General features: G+C 70.8%; 13 protein-coding genes and 1 tRNA gene. 2 read left to right on the top strand and 12 right to left on the bottom strand.

Translation table 11 applies throughout. The annotated features are described in order from the left end of the window. Position 1: 1 nt before the first annotated feature. Complete coding sequence (locus ACTU3I_RS08230; protein WP_442925174.1) at positions 2 to 2035, bottom strand: hydantoinase/oxoprolinase family protein; 2034 nt, start codon at positions 2033 to 2035, stop codon at positions 2 to 4. A 520-nt stretch (positions 2036 to 2555) separates the two neighbouring features. On the opposite strand from ACTU3I_RS08230, the gene ACTU3I_RS08225 reads away from it, so the two are divergent. Both ACTU3I_RS08225 and ACTU3I_RS08220 read left to right on the top strand, forming a co-directional pair. After that, positions 2556 to 3803 (top strand): Glu/Leu/Phe/Val family dehydrogenase, encoded by a 1248-nt coding sequence (locus ACTU3I_RS08225; protein WP_442925311.1) that lies wholly within the window; start codon positions 2556 to 2558, stop codon positions 3801 to 3803. Continuing rightward, complete coding sequence (locus ACTU3I_RS08220) at positions 3800 to 5140, top strand: ATP-binding protein (RefSeq protein ID WP_442925173.1); 1341 nt, start codon at positions 3800 to 3802, stop codon at positions 5138 to 5140. The genes ACTU3I_RS08225 and ACTU3I_RS08220 overlap by 4 nt, the downstream gene beginning before the upstream one ends. 13 nt (positions 5141 to 5153) lie before the next feature. Here ACTU3I_RS08220 and ACTU3I_RS08215 read toward each other — a convergent pair whose 3' ends face one another. The 11 genes from ACTU3I_RS08215 to topA all read right to left on the bottom strand — a co-directional run bounded on the left by ACTU3I_RS08215 (position 5154) and on the right by topA (position 18412). Next, positions 5154 to 6686: a hypothetical protein gene (locus tag ACTU3I_RS08215; protein ID WP_442925172.1), complete on the bottom strand. Its 1533-nt coding sequence runs from the start codon at positions 6684 to 6686 to the stop codon at positions 5154 to 5156. Positions 6687 to 6691: 5 nt separating this feature from the next. Next, complete coding sequence (locus ACTU3I_RS08210; RefSeq protein WP_442925171.1) at positions 6692 to 7270, bottom strand: isochorismatase family protein; 579 nt, start codon at positions 7268 to 7270, stop codon at positions 6692 to 6694. Between the two features lie 42 nt (positions 7271 to 7312). Beyond that, on the bottom strand, positions 7313 to 8257 hold the full coding sequence (locus tag ACTU3I_RS08205; RefSeq protein WP_442925170.1) for an SDR family oxidoreductase: 945 nt from the start codon (positions 8255 to 8257) through the stop codon (positions 7313 to 7315). Between the two features lie 115 nt (positions 8258 to 8372). Next, on the bottom strand, positions 8373 to 9215 hold the full coding sequence (locus ACTU3I_RS08200) for a helix-turn-helix transcriptional regulator (protein ID WP_442925169.1): 843 nt from the start codon (positions 9213 to 9215) through the stop codon (positions 8373 to 8375). 107 nt (positions 9216 to 9322) lie between these two features. Next, a complete protein-coding gene (locus tag ACTU3I_RS08195; RefSeq protein WP_442925168.1) occupies positions 9323 to 11608 on the bottom strand; it encodes an MMPL family transporter in 2286 nt (761 codons plus the stop codon). 40 nt (positions 11609 to 11648) lie between these two features. Further along, positions 11649 to 12041 (bottom strand): hypothetical protein, encoded by a 393-nt coding sequence (locus ACTU3I_RS08190; protein WP_442925167.1) that lies wholly within the window; start codon positions 12039 to 12041, stop codon positions 11649 to 11651. 24 nt (positions 12042 to 12065) lie between these two features. Then, positions 12066 to 12141: transfer RNA gene (locus ACTU3I_RS08185), tRNA-Thr, on the bottom strand. Positions 12142 to 12212: 71 nt separating this feature from the next. Further along, positions 12213 to 13736, bottom strand: coding sequence for an alpha/beta hydrolase (locus ACTU3I_RS08180; RefSeq protein ID WP_442925166.1), 1524 nt, complete (start codon positions 13734 to 13736; stop codon positions 12213 to 12215). After that, entirely contained in the window at positions 13733 to 14899 is a 1167-nt protein-coding gene (locus tag ACTU3I_RS08175; RefSeq protein ID WP_442925165.1) for a DNA polymerase III subunit delta', read from the bottom strand. Before ACTU3I_RS08175 ends, ACTU3I_RS08180 begins: the two co-directional genes overlap by 4 nt. A 121-nt stretch (positions 14900 to 15020) precedes the next feature. After that, entirely contained in the window at positions 15021 to 15653 is a 633-nt protein-coding gene (tmk, locus tag ACTU3I_RS08170) for a dTMP kinase (protein ID WP_442925164.1), read from the bottom strand. Next, positions 15650 to 18412, bottom strand: coding sequence for a type I DNA topoisomerase (gene topA, locus ACTU3I_RS08165; RefSeq protein WP_442925163.1), 2763 nt, complete (start codon positions 18410 to 18412; stop codon positions 15650 to 15652). Before topA ends, tmk begins: the two co-directional genes overlap by 4 nt. Positions 18413 to 18462: the final 50 nt, after the last annotated feature.

Here is an 18462-nt window from a genome sequence, read left to right as displayed (position 1 = left end):
GTCAGGCCTCACTTTCGATTTCGAGGTTGGTGATGAGAAGCGATCCGTGGGCGTCGACGTCGACCCGGAAGCCCGGAGGGACGACCGTGGTCGCCGTGGGCTCGATGACGATCGCGGGCCCGGTGAAGGAGTGCCCACCGCGGAGGCCGTCACGCTCGGTCACGATCGTGTCGAGTTCCCGACCGTCGAAGATCACCTTGCGGATCTCGTGCGCGAACTCGGGCGAGGTCGCCGCGTCGACGGTGAAGGCGCTCACGCCCTCGAGCTCTCCCACGACGCGGGTGCGAAGGGTCACGATCTCGATCGGCGCGCCCAGCGTCGAGTGTCCGTAGCGGGCCTCGTACGCCGTGGCGAACCGCGCCCCGAGAGAGTCGAGGAATCCGCTTCGCAGCGGCTCATCGGCACTTTCGAGCGGGACGGTGAGGAAGTACTCCTGGCCGAGGTACCGCACGTCGACGGAGTGCTGCGCGAAGCGGCTCGCCGCCGGTACACCCTCGCTCTCGAGGGAGTGGAGCGCTTCGGCCTCGACGGCGCGCAGCACGCGGCTCATGTCGGTCGTGTCGATGTCCTCGTCGAGGAAGTAGTACGGCTCGGTGAAGTCGCGCCGGATGTCGCCCTGCAGCATCCCCCACGCCGAGAAGGCGCCGGGGAAGCGCGGGACGATGGTCTCCTTGATTCCGAGCTCCTTGGCGAGGAACACCGCGTGCATGGGCCCCGCGCCACCGAAGGCGACGAGCGAGAAGTCGCGCGGCTCGATGCCGCGCGAGATCGTGATGGTGCGGATGGCCTGCGCCATCTGCGAGTTGGCGACGTTGCAGATGCCCTCGGCCATCTGGACGACGTCGTAGCCGAGCTGCGCCCCCACGCTCTCGAGGGCACGCACTGCCGCGTCGCGGTCCAGGCGCATCTGACCGCCGGCGAAATTGTCGGCGTCCACGCGGCCGAGGATGAAGTTGGCGTCGGTGACGGTCGGCTCCGTCCCCCCGCGCCCGTAGCACGCCGGCCCCGGCTGGGCACCGGCGGATCGCGGACCCACGCGGAGGCCGCCGGCCTCGATCCAGGCGACGGAACCGCCGCCGGCTCCGATGGTGTGGATGTTGACGATGCTCATGAGCATCGGCAGGCCCTCGAGCACGGCCTCGGTGGAGACGTCGGGCGTTCCGTCGACGACGAGGGAGACGTCGAAGGAGGTGCCGCCCATGTCGACGCCGATGAGGTTCTTGTTGCCCACGATGTGCGTGAGCGCCTCGCCGCCGATGGCGCCGCCGACGGGGCCGGACAGCAGGGTCTGCAGCGGTCGCTCCCGCGCCGACTTCGCGGTGAGGACTCCGCCCGAGGACTGCATGATGTGCAGCGGCGCGTCGACGCCGCGCTCGGTCAGCTGGTCTTCCAGGTCGAGGAGATAGGAGCGCACCACGGGCCCGGTGTACGCCTCGATGACGGCGGAGGAGGTGCGCTCGTACTCACGCCATTCTTTCGCCGCCTCATGCGAGAGCGACACGGTGAAGTCATCGCCGAGCACCTCGCGGAGGATCTCGCGGGTGCGCAGTTCGTGCGCGGGGTTGCGGTAGCTGAAGAGGTAGCCGACCGCGACGGCCCCGTAGCCCTCTTCCTTGGCCCGCTGCGCGGCGGCCCGGACGGCGGATTCGTCCAGCGGCGTCAGCTCGCTGCCGTCGTACTGGAAGCGCCCGGGGATGCCGACGACATCCTTGCGCTCGACCAGCGGTTCGGGCTTGCGGTATTGCGCGTCATAGAGGCGATGACGCGGCCCGCGGGCGATGTGGTAGACGTCCTGGACCCCATCGGTCGCGAGCAGGAGGACGCGCACGCCGCGACGCTCCAGGAACGCGTTCAGGCCCTGCGTCGTGCCGTGGACGAGAAAGTCGATGTCGGCCAGATCATCGATGATCGACTCGAGCCCGCTCAGCACACCCTTGCTGAGGTGACCGGGAGTGGTCGACGCCTTGGTCGCGCGGAATTCACGCGTCGTCTCGTCGAACGTCACGATGTCGGTGAACGTCCCGCCGATGTCCATGGACACCCTGTAGCTAGTCACTTCATGCCTCCTGCACGTTGAATGGGGCGATGCTACGAGGGGGCTCCCGCTCTCGCTGTGCAAAGTGACGGTGCTCTGGCGCCGGCGCGTGTGCGTCGTGCACATTTCTGCAAGCCCCGCCTCGACCGCGCGGGCCCGACCGCGGGAACCCCGCCGGTTTTTCGCGGCGTCCGGGCTGTTGTTTCGCGCACGTAAAAGAAACGCGGAGCGCGCCTCCGGCCCGGTCCCGACGCGGCACCGCTGCGACCACTGATCGCCGTGATCGATGAATACCGATGACCATTAGTCGCTTTTGTCGCATGGATGGGCGGGCCACGATGGGGTCGTTCTCGTTCACCGCACGACGACTTCGAGGGATCGATGATGACCCAGCTGCATCCGACCGAAGCTCCGCGACCGCGCCCCGATTCTCCGTCCGGCCCGCGCCCCGCGCCGCCGGCGACGGGGACCTTCGTGGTCCTCGGCTACAACTGAGGGCGCCCCGGTGACCCCGCTCACGATGCGCGCCGACTCCCCGCTCGCCGCCGCGCGCCGCCAGCTCTCCGAGGCGGCAGATTTCCTCGGCATCTCCGAGGGGCTTTCCGCGCTCCTCGCGCATCCCCGTCGCGAGATGGCGGTGAGCGTGCCGCTCCGGCGAGATGACGGGAGGATCGCGCTGTACCAGGGCTATCGCGTCCAGCACAATCTCTCCCGAGGTCCGGCGAAGGGCGGCGTGCGGTTCGCTCCGGGCGTCGACCTCGACGAGGTCCGCGCCCTCGCGATGTGGATGACGTGGAAGTGCGCCCTGGTGGACATCCCGTACGGCGGCGCGAAGGGCGGTGTGGCGATCGACCCTCGGACGCACTCCCCCGCCGAGCTGGAACGGGTCACCCGTCGCTACACGTCGGAGCTGGCCGGCTTCATCGGCCCCGAACGCGACATCCCCGCGCCGGACATCGGCACCGACGAGCAGACCATGGCGTGGATGATGGACACGGTATCCGTCAGCCGCGGATACACCGTCCCGGGGGTCGTGACCGGGAAGCCGCTGCAGATCGGCGGCTCGCGGGGACGAACCCAGTCCACGTCGCTCGGGGTCGCGCGGATCGCGCTGGCCGCCCTCGAGAGCCGCGGGCTCCGCGCATCTCGCGCGAGCGCGGCCATCCAGGGATTCGGCAAGGTCGGAGCGGGCGTCGCCCGCCTGCTCGCCGGATCCGGCGTGGCGATCCGCGCCGTCAGCGACCAGTACGGCGCCCTCCTCAACACCGCCGGGATCGACGTGGCTGCCCTCGCTGATCACGTGCGGGCGACGGGCTCGGTCCGGGCTTTTCCGGGAGCGGAGGCGATCGACCCGGCCGAGCTGCTCACCGCCGACGTCGACGTGCTCCTCCCCTGTGCGATCGAGGGTGTCCTCACCGCCGATAACGCGCATGCGGTTCGCGCGCGCATCGTCGTCGAGGGGGCGAACGGACCGACGACTCCGGACGCCGACGAGATCCTGCGCGATCGCGACGTGCTCGTCGTCCCCGACATCCTCGCGAACGCCGGCGGCGTGGTCGTGAGCTACTTCGAGTGGGTGCAGGCGAACCAGGCGTACTGGTGGTCGACGCAGCAGGTCGAGGAGCGCCTGGAAGAACGGATGCTCGCGGGCTGGCACCTGGTCACCGAGACGGCGCGGGACAACGATGTCACCCTGCGCGCGGCGGCGACGGCGATCGCGGTGTCCCGCGTGGCCGAAGCGCACCGCATCCGAGGGCTGTATCCGTGAGCGTCCCGTCGGAGACCCGGCCTCTCGCTCTCCCGGGGTCGTCCACGTGGACGCCGGCATGGCGTGCGCGGGACTATCGCCCCGAGTATCTCGAGGGTGTCGTACGCGTCTGGCAGGAGTGGACGAGCGGTCAGGACGATCCGGTCTACACGCTCGCCGAGATCGTCGCGGCGTGCGAGGACGGACTGGGAGTCGTGATCACGCACGGCTCCGCGGTCCTCGGCGCGGCAGTCGCCCGCGTCGAGGACGATCGCGCGTGGATCATGCTGCTGGCGCAGGATCCCAGCCGGCGTGACCAGGGGCTCGGGAGCGCACTCCTGGGCGGTCTGGAGGAACGGTTGATCGCGCGCGGCGTCTCGCGCATCTGCGCGCTGCTTCCTCAGTCGGAGACGCGCCTGCGCGCCTTCGAGAACAGCGAGTTCTCGCCGGAGACGACCCTGCGCTACTTCGAGCGGCGGATCGCCGTCCACCGGTCCGATCTCGAGCCGCTCACCCGCCTGGGTGCGTCGCTGCTTCCCCGCACGCTCTGGCGCGAGCTGGCCGGGATGAGCGCGGCGAAGCGCCTGGTCGAGTCCCGCCTCATCCTGCCCCTCGCCCGCGCAGACCTCGCCGACCAGCTCGGCGTGCGCCCGCCGCGCGCCGCCATGCTGTTCGGCCCGCCCGGCACCGGCAAGTCGACGTTCGCCCGCGCGATCGCGAGCCGGCTGGGGTGGCCGTTCGTCGAGCTGCACCCCTCCCGTCTGGCCGGCGAGAGCGGCGGGCTGGCGAACGCGCTGCGCTCCCGGTTCGTGGAGATCGCCGGTCTGGAGCACGCCGTCGTGTTCATCGACGAGGTCGATGAGATCGCCTCGCGGCGCGACCGGGCGGCCTCACCGCTGCAGCAGGCGGCGACGAACGAGATGTTGAAGTCCATTCCTCTCTTCCGCGAGCGCGAAGGGCGGCTGCTGGTGTGCGCGACGAACTTCATCCGCAACCTCGATCCGGCATTCCTTCGTCACGGACGGTTCGATTACGTCCTCCCGATCGGGCTCCCCGACCTCGAGGCGCGGCAGTCGATCTGGCGCCGCTACGTGCCGCTGTCGGCCGAGGCCGTCGACCTGGCGGTCCTCGCGCAGGCCAGCGAACGCTTCTCGCCGGCGGATATCGAGTTCGCCGCACGTTCGGCTTCGCAAGCGGCGTTCGAGCGCGTCGTCGGCGGCGCCCCCGCGGATGCGGTGGGGGCGGCGGATCTCGACACCGTGGCCTACCTGGAGGCCATCGCCGCCACTCGTCCCACGGTCACCGCGGCGGCGCTGAGTGAGTTCGAGGACGACATCCGCGCCCTCGCACGCACATGACGGCGCCCTCGCCTCAGTCGCGCGGCGGTCCCAGCGGAAGCATCCGGTCGCCGAAGTCGAGGATCGTGTAGCGGCCGCATCCGACCGTCTCGGCGTCGCCGAGGACGACGCCCGCGGGCGGGTCGAACGGGTATGTCGCCGCATCCGTGACGAGGAAGGTGACGGCGGCGTCGTCGTCCGCGTCGGCGCGATTGGTCAGCCAGGTGTACACGCGGAGGGTGTGGTCGACCTGGATGAGCTGCCTCGGGTCGTCCAGATGGGCCTTCGGCGCACGCACGGTCCAGAACTGCCCGGCCCCCGTGCGCCCGGAGGCGTCGACCCACTGCACGACGCAGTCGAGATCGTCGTCGCGGGCTGTCGCGGCCGCGACCGCGACGGGGACCGCGACGACAGCGATGATCGCGGCCACGATCGCCACCGCTTGCCCTCCCGCGCGGCGGCGGAGAGCGGGAGCCGGCCGCGCGGCGACCGCGTGCGCCAGGGCGGCCACAGGCAGGAACAGCCACGGCTGCAGGTAGCGCACCGCATCCGTCCCGAGGAGGAAAGCCCCGACCGTCAGCACGAGTGTCCCGCCGAGGGCGACGAGCGCGACGAAGGCGCCCGAGAGGTCCCGGCCCCGCCACGCCCGGGTGAGCAGGGGCAGGCATCCGAGCCACAGCGCCGCGACGATCAGCAGCCAGACGACGCCGTTGACGCGGGAGAACAGATCCGCGAGGGCCTGGCCGTACGCACCCGCCGAGCGTCCGAGCTCGCCGAATCGCAGGTAGTTGCCGCTCTGGGCGACGATCGTCCCGGCGAAGATGCCGCGTGCGGCATATCCTCCGATCGCCCCGGCCACGAGCCCTCCGCCGAGGATGAGCGTCCCGGGCCACCCGCTCCGCCGCGCGATCGCGAGCACGCTCAGGACGAGCACGAGAGGGAGGGTCGCCCAGGCCGCGAACAGCGGATTGGACAGCACCGACACGGCGGAGATCACCGCGAGGAGCGCACCCGCCCCCCACGGCGTCGCGGTGTCGCGCGCGAAGGCCCGTGCGACGATCCCGACGCTCAAGATCATGGCGACCACGGTGGCCGAGTAGTACGTCGTCGTGGTGAACAGGGTCACGAACTGCGCGCCGTCGCGCCTCGCGGTGCCCTCCAGCACCGCAAGCACGGCGAGCACCGTGAAGGCCGCGAGCGCCCCGGCCACGGGCGCGCGGCCGGGACCCCGGCGACCGCTCACCACGCGCAGCGCCCCGTAGAGGGCGAGGAGGTTCACGATACCGTTGAGGAGCAGCGTCGCCCGCATGCCGAGGCCCAGGAGCGACAGCACCGCGTAGAGGACGGTCTCGGGAAGGAACAGCACGGGCGACAGAGCCCAGTCCTGCGGCTCGCCGAGAGCGAGGGAGCGCGCGACCATCGCGACGATCAGCGAGTCGCCGTCGGTGAAGAGCAGGTCGGCGCTGACCGAGGCGACCACGGCCATCACCCCGATGCTGAGGGCGAGGGCGGCCCCCCACCCCGCCCCCTCCGACTCCCACCAGGGGCGGATGTCGCGACCGGCCACGGCGATCAGCGTGCGGACTCGACGACCTCGCCACCCGCGGCGCGGATCTCCTCGAGCGCTGCGGCGCTCGATTCGGGATGCACCCCCGCAACGAGGTCGGTGAACACGCGGACACGACGCCCGGCGGCGAGCGCGTCCAGCGCCGATGCGCGGACGCAGTAGTCCGTCGCGAGCCCGACCACGTCGATATCGCGGATGCGGTGGTCTTCCAGCAGCTGCGTCGCCGTCTCGCCGTCGTCGCCGACCCCCTCGAACAGGGAGTACGCCGGCTTCCCCTGCCCCTTCTTGAGGTGATGGGTGATGCCGGCCGTGTCGAAGACCTCGTCGTACTCGGCGCCGAACGTTCCCGCGACGCAGTGCACCGGCCACGTGTCGACGAAGTCGGGGGTGTCCGAGAAATGCCCGCCGTTGTCGTTGTCGCCGTCGTGCCAATCCCGTGACGCGACGACGAGGGCGTAGTCGTCCGCGTGCGCGGCGAGGAAGCGCGTGATGCGCGCGGCGACCTCGTCGCCGCCGGCGACCCCCAGCGCACCGCGCTCGGTGAAGTCGTTCTGCACGTCGACGATGAACAGGGCGCGCGTCATGCTCCGAGCGTACCTGCGGCCGTCGGCGGAGGCCGCGTGTGGTCAGCCGAGAGCGGAGGGAGCGTACGCGGTGGAGGACAGCATCCGCTCGGAGAGCTCCCAGACGCGTCGGGCGTCGTCTCTGCTCCACAGCGGCCCCCACAGTTCCTGCCGCGTCGGCGGCCCGCCGACCGTCCGCGCGGGGCCGTAGAACTCATCACCCGCCGCCCGGGGATCGGTGGCGGCCAGGAGCGCCGGCAGGGCCGCACTCTCGGGGGTACCGGCGACGCCGAGCCACGACAGCAGCCCGATCACCCGCCGCGCCGGCGACGGCCGGCGCCGCCCCATTCCGGGCTGTGCGGCGAGGAGGTTCGTGGGGGAGATCCCCGGGTGTGCGAGGTTGCTGGAGATGCCCCATCCGGCGGCTCTGCTGCGGGCGTCGAGCTCGCGGGCGAACAGTCCCACCGCGATCTTCGACGAGGCGTACGCCTTCATGACGTCGTAGCTGCGCTCGGAGTCGGGGTCGTCCCAGGCGACACTCCCCCGCCGCGCGGCGACGCTGGTCTGCGAAGTGACCCGCGCCCGCCCCTCGCGCAGCAGCGGCAGAAGCCCCAGCGTCAGCGCGAAATGGCCCAGATGATTGACGCCGAACTGCAGTTCGAAGCCGTCGGAGGTCTCCTGTCGCTGCGGCGGACGCATCACGCCCGCGTTGTTGATCAGGAGGTGGATGGGCCGGCCCTCGGAGACCAGCCCCGCGGCGAACCGCGACACGGAGTCGAGCGAAGCGAGATCCAGCGGCCGTGGCGTCACGGCCGCACCGGGGACCTGCCGGCGGATGGCGTCGATCACGGCCGCGCCCTTGGCCTCGGATCGCACGGGCAGGATCACCTCCGCGCCCGCCTGGGCGAGCCGGCGGGCGAGCACCGCGCCGATCCCGTCGCTCGCGCCCGTGACGACCGCGCGCGTGCCGGTCAGATCGGGGAGGGGAATGTCGTATCGACGAGGCATGCGGGGTTCCTTCGTGTCGGGAGTCGCTGTGGCGACCTGTCCCTCCATGCTCGAACGCCGGGTCCGCGGCATCCAGGACCTGACGATCCACGGCTCCCGGATCAGCGTCGGCGGGTCAGGCGAGAATCCGCTCGGCGCCGACAACCGCGAGCAACTGCAGTTTCTCGTAGCTCTCGCTCCCCGGCACCGCCGTGTAGACGAGCAGCCGATGGGACTGATCCGGATCCAGCAGCGTCTGGCAGTACAGCTCGAGGGCGCCGACGGCCGGATGCCGGAAGCGCTTCAGCTCGGTCGGCCGCACGCCCACCTCTTGCGTGTCCCACAACGCGCGGAATTCCGGGCTCTCGCGCTGGAGCGCCTCCGCGAGCTGCGCGGCGCGGGACGCCGGGCCCTGCGCGGCGACGAGCTCCCGCAGCCCCGAGGCGTACAAGCGCGACATCCGCGTGTGGTCCTCCGGCGCGTAGACCGCACGCACCGCCGGGTCGGCGAACCACCGGTAGGGGAAGCTGCGCGCCGAGCCGGTGTACCGCGAGCTGTCGCCCGTGAGGGCGATGCTCAACGGCGTCTGACGAAGACTCTCGCCCAGTTCGGACACGATCTCGGCGGGCGTGTCGCTGAGGCGATCGAAGATCCGCAGCAACCCCGGGCTGATGTGATCGCTGGAGGAGCCTCGGACCGGCGGACGGTGACCGGCGAGGCGGAAGACGTGGTCGCGCTCATCGAGCGACAGATGGAGACCCTGCGCGATGGATGCGATCATCTGCTCGGACGGTTGCGGCCCGGTGGCGCGTTCGAGCCGGGCGTAGTAGTCCGTCGACATGTGGGCGAGGGCGGCGACTTCCTCGCGGCGAAGCCCGCGCGTGCGCCGACGGGGGCCCCGCGAGAGCCCGACGTCCTCCGGCTGCAGCGACTCGCGCCGATGCCGGAGGAAGTCCGCCAGTGCGGTGCGGTCGATCACGGCGAGGGTCGCTTTGCTGTCACCCTCCGTGTCTAGCGCAGGCCGGCGACGGCAACCACGACTTCTCGATCCACCCCTCCCCCGTGCACGTACTCAGGCAGGCTCGGTCACCGCCGCCGCAGCGATCGGCGTGTCGGGGCTGCGGCGAGCTCGGAGCCTGAGTTCGTGTCGTGGGGAGCGCTCCCGGCCGCGGCTCCGCCACCCGTCTCGGGGCCCTCGCGCCACAGCCGCTTCGACGGCCACCAGATCGCCCGTCCGATATCGAGACCGAGTGCCGGCACGAGGAGGGAGCGCACGATGAACGTGTCCAGCAGCACGCCGAACGCGACGATGAACGCGATCTGGGAGAGGAACAGGATCGGGATGACCCCGAGCGCCGCGAAGGTCGCCGCGAGCACGAGACCCGCCGAGGTGATGACGCCGCCGGTGGACACCAACCCGCGCCGGATGCCCGCGCGGGTTCCGTGCGTGAGCGATTCCTCCCGCACCCGCGACATCAAGAAGATGTTGTAGTCGATGCCCAAGGCGACGAGGAAGACGAAGCCGTACAGCGGAACCGCCGGATCGGCGCCGGGGAACGCGAACACAGAGGTGAACACCAGGGCGCTCACTCCGAGGGCCGTCCCGAACGACAGCACGGTGCTCAGGATCAGCAGCAGCGGCGCGAGGATCGCTCGCAGCAGCAGCATGAGGATGACGAGCACGACGAGCAGGATCACCGGGATGATGACCGTGCGATCGCGGATCGACGTGTCGTTCGTGTCGACGTCGATGGCGGTCTCACCGCCGACGAGCGCCGCACCCGCACCGCGGTCGGCCAACGTGATGCGCAGTTCCCGCACCGTCTGCTCCGCAGCATCCGAGTCGGCGGCATCCGACAGCGTCACCGCGAACAGGACCTCGCCAGCCGACACCGTCGGCTCCGGAGCCGGGGTTCCGGGAGGACCGAGCGCCGTGACGGCAAGCTCGCCGTCTTCGAGCGCGACGGGTGCCTGGCCGGTGGCCGAGTCCTCGACGACGATCGACACGCTGTCGACACCGTCGGCGTCTTCGAGAGCCGCCAGGACGTGGGATGCCTTCCCCTCGCCCGCGAGCACGTACGCGGGGCTGCCCGATCCGGCGGCGAAGTGGTCGGCGAGCACCTGCTGCCCGTCGCGCGACTCGGAGTATCCGAGGACGAACTCGCTCGTCGGGACCCCCTCGGCCTGGAGCTGGGTCACACCGACGCAGCCCACGAGCAGGACGACCGTGCTGACGATCCACACCGGGCGTGCGCGGCGCGTGAGGAACCGGGCGAGCCGAGCCCACACGCCGGTGACGGGCCCGGTGAGATCGTCCGCGAGTTCGGCCGCGGGCCTCTTCGGGATGAACGGCCAGAACGCCGCCTTGCCGAAGGCCACGAGAAGCGCGGGGAGGAACGTCAAGGCCGACAGCATCGAGAACACGATGCCGATGGAGGCGATGGGTCCGAGAGCGCGGTTGCTCGCGAGATCGGACAGCAGGAGGCACAGGAGCCCCGCGATGACCGTGCCGCCCGATGCGAGGATCGGCTCCCAGGCCCCCCGCCACGCGCGCCACATCGCGTCCCATCTCGCGCGCCCCTCGGCGATCGCCTCACGGAATCGGGCGACGTACAGCAGGGCGTAATCGGTCGCCGCGCCGATCACGAGGATGAAGAGGATCCCCTGCACCTGCCCGTTGAGCACCACGATCTCGGCCTTCGTGAGCCACCACACCGTCAGCAGGGCCACGCACAGCGCGAACAGGGATGTCATGAGGACGAGGATCGGCAGCAGCGGCGAGCGGTAGACGATCACGAGGATCACGAACACGGCGCCGAGCGCGACGAGGAGGAGGAGTCCGTCGATGCCGAGGAAGCCCTCCGCGAGATCGGCGGTGAATCCGGCCGGTCCGGTGACCCACGCCTCGAGCCCCTCCGGAACGTCGGCGGCGACCACGTCGCGCAGTTCGACAACCGTCTCCCGCACCTCGCCGGAGCCGTCGATCGGCACGAAGATCTGCACCGCCTGGCCGTCTTCGCTCACGATGGGCGGCGACACCTCGTCCAGGACCCCTTCGACGGCCGCGAGATCGTCCGCCAGCGCCTGCAGGTCGGTGAGCTGCTCCTCTGTCAGCGCGGTGCCGCCCTCGACGACCACGACGGCCGGGATGCTGCCCTCGCCCAGGAAGTCGGGCAGGCGCTCGTTCACCTGCGTCGCGTCGGCGGACTGCGGAAGGAAGGTCGACTGGTCGTTCGTCGCGACCTCGTCGACCTTGCCGAAGTACGGGCCTCCGACGGCGCCCCCGGCGACCCAGATCAGGATGAGCGCCGCGGGCAGCAGAACGCGAAGCCATCGCGGGGGGCGTGAGGGGGCGGTGCGAGGCGCGGACATATAGCTAGCTTATCTAGCAATATCCCTCCGCGCTATCCGGTCACTCCACGAAGAGCAGCACGATCGACACGACGAGGGCGAGCACCCCGACCCCGAGGAAGACGCCTGCCAGCCCCGCGAGGCCCCGCAGCGCCGGTGATCGGCGGGTAATCCGCATCCGGTCCGGAGCCCCCCGGAGGGCGTAGACGTCGGCGGCGTCGCCGTCGCCGAGCGCGGCGACCTGCTCGGGTGTCAGCGGGGCGGAGTTCACGTCGCCGTCCTCATCGAACCAGCGGATGACCGCGCCTTCGGGTTCGTGCTCGATGAATCCGCGCACGGGCGCCCACCTGCCATCGGCCAGCAGGACGAGCAGGGCGATCCCGCCGAGGAGGACGCCGGCGCCGATTCCGACCCACGAGAAGATCTCGACGACCGCCTCGAGCGCGTTCGTCATGGTCCACTCCGGGTGTGGGGGAAGTGGAGCCACCTAAGGGAATCGAACCCTTGACCTATTCATTACGAGTGAATCGCTCTGCCGACTGAGCTAAGGTGGCGCGCCTCGCTCGCGCGATGCACGATCACCGATCTTACCTGTTCGCGACAGGGGTCGCGAACACGGCCGGACTCACTCGCAGACCAGGTCGCGGTCGGGGACGGCGCCCTCGAGGAAGTACGCGTCGACCGCGTCGTCGACGCAAAAGCTGCCGGCGTTGTATCCGGTGTGCCCCTCCCCGACGCGCGTGATGAGCACCCCGGATGAGAGCTGCTGGGCGAGCGACTGGGCCCACTCGTACGGTGTCGCCGGGTCGCCGGTCGAGCCGATGACGAGGATGGGCGCTGCCCCATCGGCGGAGACGGGCTCGCGCACGCCCGTCGGCGGGACCGGCCAGGCGGCGCACACATCCGGCCCGAACCAGTAGTCGGCCGTGGTCGGCGCGGCGGAGCGGACACGCTCCTCCGCGGCCACGTGCGCTTCCTCGGGCTCGTCGGGGTAGTCGACGCAGTTGTACGCCGTGAAGGCCTCGGTGGAGTTGTTCGCATAGCCGCCGTCCGCACGGCCGTTGTACGCGTCGGCGGCCTGGAACATCAGGGCGGGGTCGCCGTCCTCGAGATCGGTCAGACCGCTTCTCAGCCACGACCACGTGGCGGGCGAGTACAGCGTCTGGATGATCCCCGTCAGCAGCGTGTCCGCCCCGAGCCGGCGCCCGTCGGCACCGGCGATCGGACGACGGTCGACGCGGGCCAGCAGAGCGTTCAGATCCGCGAGCATCTGGTCGACATCGCCCGCGTAGGGGCAGTCCTCCTGTGCCGCGCAGTCGGCGAAGAACGACCGGAGCGTGCGCTCGAACCCGACGGCCTGTTCCGCGCCGACGACCGACCCGGGGACGGCGGGGTCGATGGCGCCGTCCAGCACCACGCGACCGACTCGTTCGGGAAACAGCTGCGCGTACCGCGCACCCAGCGCGGTGCCCCAGGAGTAGCCGATGTAGTTGAGGTGGCTGTCGCCGAGCACCGCGCGCAGGAGATCCATGTCGCGCGCGGCGTTGTCGGTGCTGATGTACGGGAGCATCCCGTCGCTGTTCGCCTCGCACGCGTCGGCGAACGTCTCCGCCTGCACGGTCAGCGCCTCCTCCCACTCGGGGGAGCCGCGGGTCCCCGGCGGGATGTCGTAGAGGAAGCGGTCCATGCTTTCCGCGTCGAGACAGGTGATCGGCGCCGATCGAGCGACCCCGCGCGGATCGAAGCCGACGACGTCGTAGCGCTCGGCCACCTCTGGCGAGATGACGGCCGAGGCGGCGTCGCGCACGAGGTCGTATCCGCTCACACCCGGTCCGCCCGGGTTGCTCAGGAGCGACCCGAGCGGCGACCCGCCGCCGGTCGCGCGCTGGCGGATGATCGCGAGATCGAGGTCACCCGCATCCGGATTCGCCCAGTCGCGCGGCGCGCGCACCGTGGCGCAGTCGAATTGGTCCTGTTCGCAGCGGGCCCAGTCGAGCTCCTGCGCGTAATAGGGCAGCAGTTCCGCACTGACCCCGCTCGTGTCGGGCGTGCGACTGGGCATCGGGGTGGGAAGCAGAAAGCACGCGCTGAGGCTCGCCGACAGCGCGACCACCAGCGCCGAGGCGGCGAGCCGTCGCCACCGCCTCACGGGGTCAACCCGAGCGCGACGGTGAGCAGCATGCTCTCCAGTGCGAGGAGGGGGGCGACGTTCTGCTCGAGGTTCGCTCTCGTCTCCGCGATGCGGTCGAGGACGGTGAGCGTACGCTCGGGCGACCAGTCCGCAGCGACGGCTCTCAGCTCGCTCTCGTACTCCCGGTTGATGAGGGAGTCGCCGCGTCCGAACTGCAGCACCACGACGTCGCGGTAGAGGGACTGCAGATCGGTGAGCACGCGGTCGATGCCGTCGCGGAGGCTCCGCGTGGCGCGGCGCTTCTGATCGTCTTCGAGGGCCGTCAGCTGGCTCCGCACCGCCGGCGGCACGGCCGCACCCTCGGCGACACCGAGAGTGCGCAGGAGCGCGGCGCGCTCTTCGGCGTCGCGCTGAGCGGTGAGCGCCTTGGCATCGTCGGTGGCCACGCGGACGATGTCGCCGGCGACCTCGACGGCGTCGCCGACCCCGCGGACGCGCAGCACCGCCGACACCGTCTCCGCGCGGCGTGCGCGGGCCTCGGCATCGGTGGCCAGGCGCTGGGCCATGCCGATGTGACGCTGCGCGTGGCGGGCGGACTGCTCGGCGATCTCGGCGGAGACCCCGGTGCGCTGCGAGATGAGGGCGGCGACGTCGGCGATCTCGGGTTCGCGGAGCCGGAGGACGCGCACGCGCGAACGGATGGTGGGGAGCAGATCCGCGTCGCTCGGCGCGCAGAGGACCCAGATGGTGTGCTCGGGGGGCTCCTCCAGCGCCTTGAGGAGTACGTTGGAGGTGCGCTCGGTCATGCGGTCGGCGTCTTCGACGACGATGACGCGATACCGCCCCAGCGACGGCGCGAAGTAGGCGCGCTCCACGAGTCGCCGCGCCTCATCGATGCGGATGACGACCTGCTCGGTGCGCAGGGCCGTGAGATCGGGGTGCGTACCCGCGAGCACCTGCCGGGCCGCCGCTTCATCCCCCGGCTCCGCGATGAGGGCGGCGGCGAAGGCTCGAGCGAGCGTCGAACGACCGGACCCGGGCGGGCCGACGATGAGCCACGCGTGCGTGAGAGCGGCCGGGTCTTCGGCGGCGGCGCGGAGAGTGCGGACGGCATCGTCCTGCCCCCACACCGCGTCCCACATGTGCTCACCGCGCGCATCCGGGGTCGCGGTCACGGGCATGCCTCCACCCTAACCGCGGCCACCGACTCCTCCCGCGGCCGCCTCGAACGTGCATCGTCTCGGCGAGAATGCACCCCGTGCGGTGCCCGTTCGGCGAGACGACGCACTCTCGACGCCGCGGTCAGAGCAGGGCCGCGACGCGGTCGCGGATGGCAGCGGCGATGTCGTCGACCGGCTGCGCGGCGTCGAGCACGAGGAAGCGGCCGGGCTCGGCCTCGGCGAGCGCCAGGAACCCGGCGCGCACGCGCGCGTGGAAGTCGTCGCGCTCGGCTTCGAGCCGGTCGAAGGGCTTGTCGTCCGCGTCCAGACGAGCCCGCGCGGCGGCGGGGTCGAGGTCGAGGAGCACGGTGAGATCCGGCAGCAGCCCCTCGGCGGCCCACAGCGACAGCTCGCGCACCTGGCCGCCGTCGAGCACCCGCCCGGCGCCCTGGTAGGCGACGGACGAGTCGAGGTAGCGGTCCTGGATGACGACGTCACCGCGCTCCAGCGCCGGGCGCACGAGCGTGGCGATGTGGTGCGCGCGGTCGGCGGCGTAGAGCAACGCCTCCGCGCGCGGGGCCACCTCGCCCCGATGATGCAGCACGATGTCGCGGATGAGGTCGCCGACCTCGGTGCCGCCGGGCTCCCGCGTGCGCACGACCGTGCGCCCCCGCCCCGACAACCACTCCTCGAGGAGGCGCGCCTGCGTCGTCTTTCCGACGCCGTCGCCGCCCTCGAACGTGACGAACACACCGCGTGCGGCGGGCGCGGTCACGACTTCTTTGCCGCGGGCTTGCGCGTCGTCGTCGTACGGCGCGCCGTCGTCTTCTTCTTCGGCGCCGGGCCCTTCGCGCGCTTGTCGGCGAGAAGCTCCACCGCCCGCTCGAAGGTGACGTCCAGGGCGACCTCGCCGCGCGGGATCGTCGCGTTCGTCTCCCCGTCCGTCACGTACGGGCCGAAGCGACCATCACGCAGGCGGATCGGCTTGCCGCTGGTCGGATCGTTGTCGAACTCCTTCAGCGCGCTGGAGGCCCGACGGGCGCCGTACTTCGGCTCGGCGTACTTCGCGAGAGCCTGCTCCAGGGTGATGTCGAAGATCTGATCCTCGGAATCGAGCGAGCGGGAGTCGGTGCCCTTCTTCAGATAGGGCCCGAATCGGCCGTTCTGCGCGGTGATCTCCTCCCCCGACTCGGGGTCGGCGCCGACGATGCGCGGCAGGCTGAGCAGGCGAAGCGCCGTGTCGAGATCGATCGTCTCGGGCGACATCGACCGCAGCAGCGACGCGGTGCGCGGCTTGGGCGCGGCGTCCTTCTTGGCGCCCTTCTTCTTGGGTGCCGAAGCGACTTCTCCGGTCGCCTCGTCGACGTTCTCGGGGTCTTCGGGCTCGACCTCCTGCACGTAGGGCCCGTAGCGGCCGTCCTTGACGACGATGAGCTTGCCGTTGTCGGGGTTCTCGCCGAGCACGCGGTCCCCGGCGACGGGCGCGTCGATGAGTTCCTGCGTCTTGGCCACCGTCAGCTCGTCGGGGGCGAGGTCATCCGGGATGTTGACGATGCGAGGCTTGGCCTCGGGATCGGCCGGATCGGCGACCTCGAGATAGGGGCCGTACTTGCCGAATCGAAGGGTCGCCGTGTCGGTGATGCGGGTCGAGTTGAGCTCACGGGCGTCGATCTCGCCGAGGTTGTCGACGATGTTGCGCAGCCCCACCTGGTCGTCGGAGCCGAAGTAGAAGGACCGCAGCCATTCGCTCCGCTTCTGCTCGCCGCGAGCTATCGCGTCGAGGTCGTCCTCGAGCGCGGCGGTGAAGTCGTAGTCGACGAGATCGGCGAAGTGCTCCTCCAGCAGCCGCACGACGCTGAACGCCAGCCAGCTGGGCACCAGCGCCTGCCCGCGCTTGGACACGTAGCCGCGGTCGAGGATGACGTCGATGATGCTCGCGAAGGTCGACGGCCGACCGATCCCCTTCTCCTCGAGGGCCTTCACGAGGCTCGCCTCGGTGTAGCGGGGCTTGGGGGACGTGGCATGCCCCTTGGGCTCCACGTCGCTGATGGCGAGGGCATCGCCGACGGCGAGAGCGGGAAGCGACTGATCGTCGGCCTTGTCGGCGTCGCTGCGCTTCTCGTCGCGGCCCTCTTCGTACGCCTCGAGGAAGCCCTTGAACGTGTAGACGGTGCCGGACGCGGTGAACTCCGCGACCCGCTCCCCCGCCTGGACGCTGAGAGTCACGGTCGTCGTCTCGTACTTGGCGTCGGACATCTGGCTGGCGACCGTGCGCTTCCAGACCAGGTCGTACATGCGCTGCTCGTCGCGGTCGAGCCCGCCGGCCACGGCCGCGGGCGTGCGGAAGACCTCGCCGGACGGGCGGATGGCCTCGTGGGCCTCCTGCGCGTTCTTGGAGTTGTTGCGGTAGGTCCGCGGGTTCGGCGGCACCGCCCGATCGCCGTACAACGACACGGCCTGCTCGCGCGCGGCGCGCACGGCCTGCGCCGACAACGCCGTCGAGTCGGTGCGCATATAGGTGATGTACCCCTTCTCGTAGAGCCGCTGGGCGACGCTCATGGCGTGCTTGGCGCTCATCGAGAGCTTGCGACCGGCCTCCTGCTGGAGGGTCGAGGTCGTGAAGGGGGGTTTCGGGCTGCGCGTCCCCGGTTTGGCCTCGACCGCGGTGACGGATGCTTCGCCGGCGGCGGCGATCGCTGCGGCCAGCGCGCGCGCCTGATCCTCGTCGAGGGCGACGACCGCCTTCTTCAGCGCGCCGCGGTCGTCGAAGTCGGTGCCGCGGGCCAGCGGGGCGCCGTCGACCCGGGCCAAGCGCGTGGTGAAAGCGTCGCCGGCCCGGCGGGCGAGGGCCTCGACGTCCCAGTACGACGCCGAGACGAACGCCATGCGCTCGCGTTCCCGGTCGACGACCAGGCGCGTCGCGGCGGACTGCACGCGCCCGGCGCTGAGCGCCGTTCCCTCGCGGCCGGAGCCGACCTTGCGCCACAGCACGGGGGACACGTCCCAGCCGTACAGCCGGTCGAGGACGCGCCGGGTCTCCTGCGCGTCGACGAGCGACGTGTCGAGTTCGCGCGTGCGCTCGACGGCGTCCTGGATCGCGTCCTTCGTGATCTCGTGGAAGACCATGCGCTTGACGGGGACCTTGGGCTTGAGCACCTCGAGAAGGTGCCACGCGATGGCCTCGCCCTCGCGGTCACCATCGGTGGCGAGGAGGACCTCGTCGGCGTTCTTCAGCGCGCGCTTGAGTTCGGCGACGGTCTTCGTCTTGCGCTCGTTGACGACGTAGAAGGGGTCGAAGTCGTTCTCGACGTCGATGGAGTACTTGCCGTACGCCGCCTTCTTGTCGGCGGGGATCTCCTTCTTGCTGGCGAGGTCGCGGATGTGCCCGACCGAGCTGAGCACCTCGTAGTCGTCACCGAGGTATCCCTGGATCGATCGCATCTTCGTCGGCGACTCGACGATGACAAGCTTCTTGCCGTGTGACGGCGCGGACTTGCCGGTCGAGGCTTTCTTGCCGGACTGGGCCTGAGGCACGTGGGGGCGTCCTTTCTTCGATGCACACCATACACACGCCGAACGGGAGG

This window comes from Microbacterium sp. RD1, from assembly GCF_052220165.1.
In the GTDB taxonomy this organism is placed as follows: domain Bacteria; phylum Actinomycetota; class Actinomycetes; order Actinomycetales; family Microbacteriaceae; genus Microbacterium.
This window is presented reverse-complemented; position numbering and strand designations above follow the sequence as displayed.

Coding starts and splice junctions, on each gene's coding strand:
- ACTU3I_RS08230 (WP_442925174.1), bottom strand. CDS start 2,035: ATGGACATCGGCGGGACGTTCACCGACATCGTGACGTTCGACGAGACG.
- ACTU3I_RS08210 (WP_442925171.1), bottom strand. CDS start 7,270: ATGACGCGCGCCCTGTTCATCGTCGACGTGCAGAACGACTTCACCGAG.
- ACTU3I_RS08175 (WP_442925165.1), bottom strand. CDS start 14,899: ATGCCCGTGACCGCGACCCCGGATGCGCGCGGTGAGCACATGTGGGAC.
- ACTU3I_RS08190 (WP_442925167.1), bottom strand. CDS start 12,041: ATGACGAACGCGCTCGAGGCGGTCGTCGAGATCTTCTCGTGGGTCGGA.
- ACTU3I_RS08195 (WP_442925168.1), bottom strand. CDS start 11,608: ATGTCCGCGCCTCGCACCGCCCCCTCACGCCCCCCGCGATGGCTTCGC.
- ACTU3I_RS08225 (WP_442925311.1), top strand. CDS start 2,556: ATGCGCGCCGACTCCCCGCTCGCCGCCGCGCGCCGCCAGCTCTCCGAG.
- ACTU3I_RS08205 (WP_442925170.1), bottom strand. CDS start 8,257: ATGCCTCGTCGATACGACATTCCCCTCCCCGATCTGACCGGCACGCGC.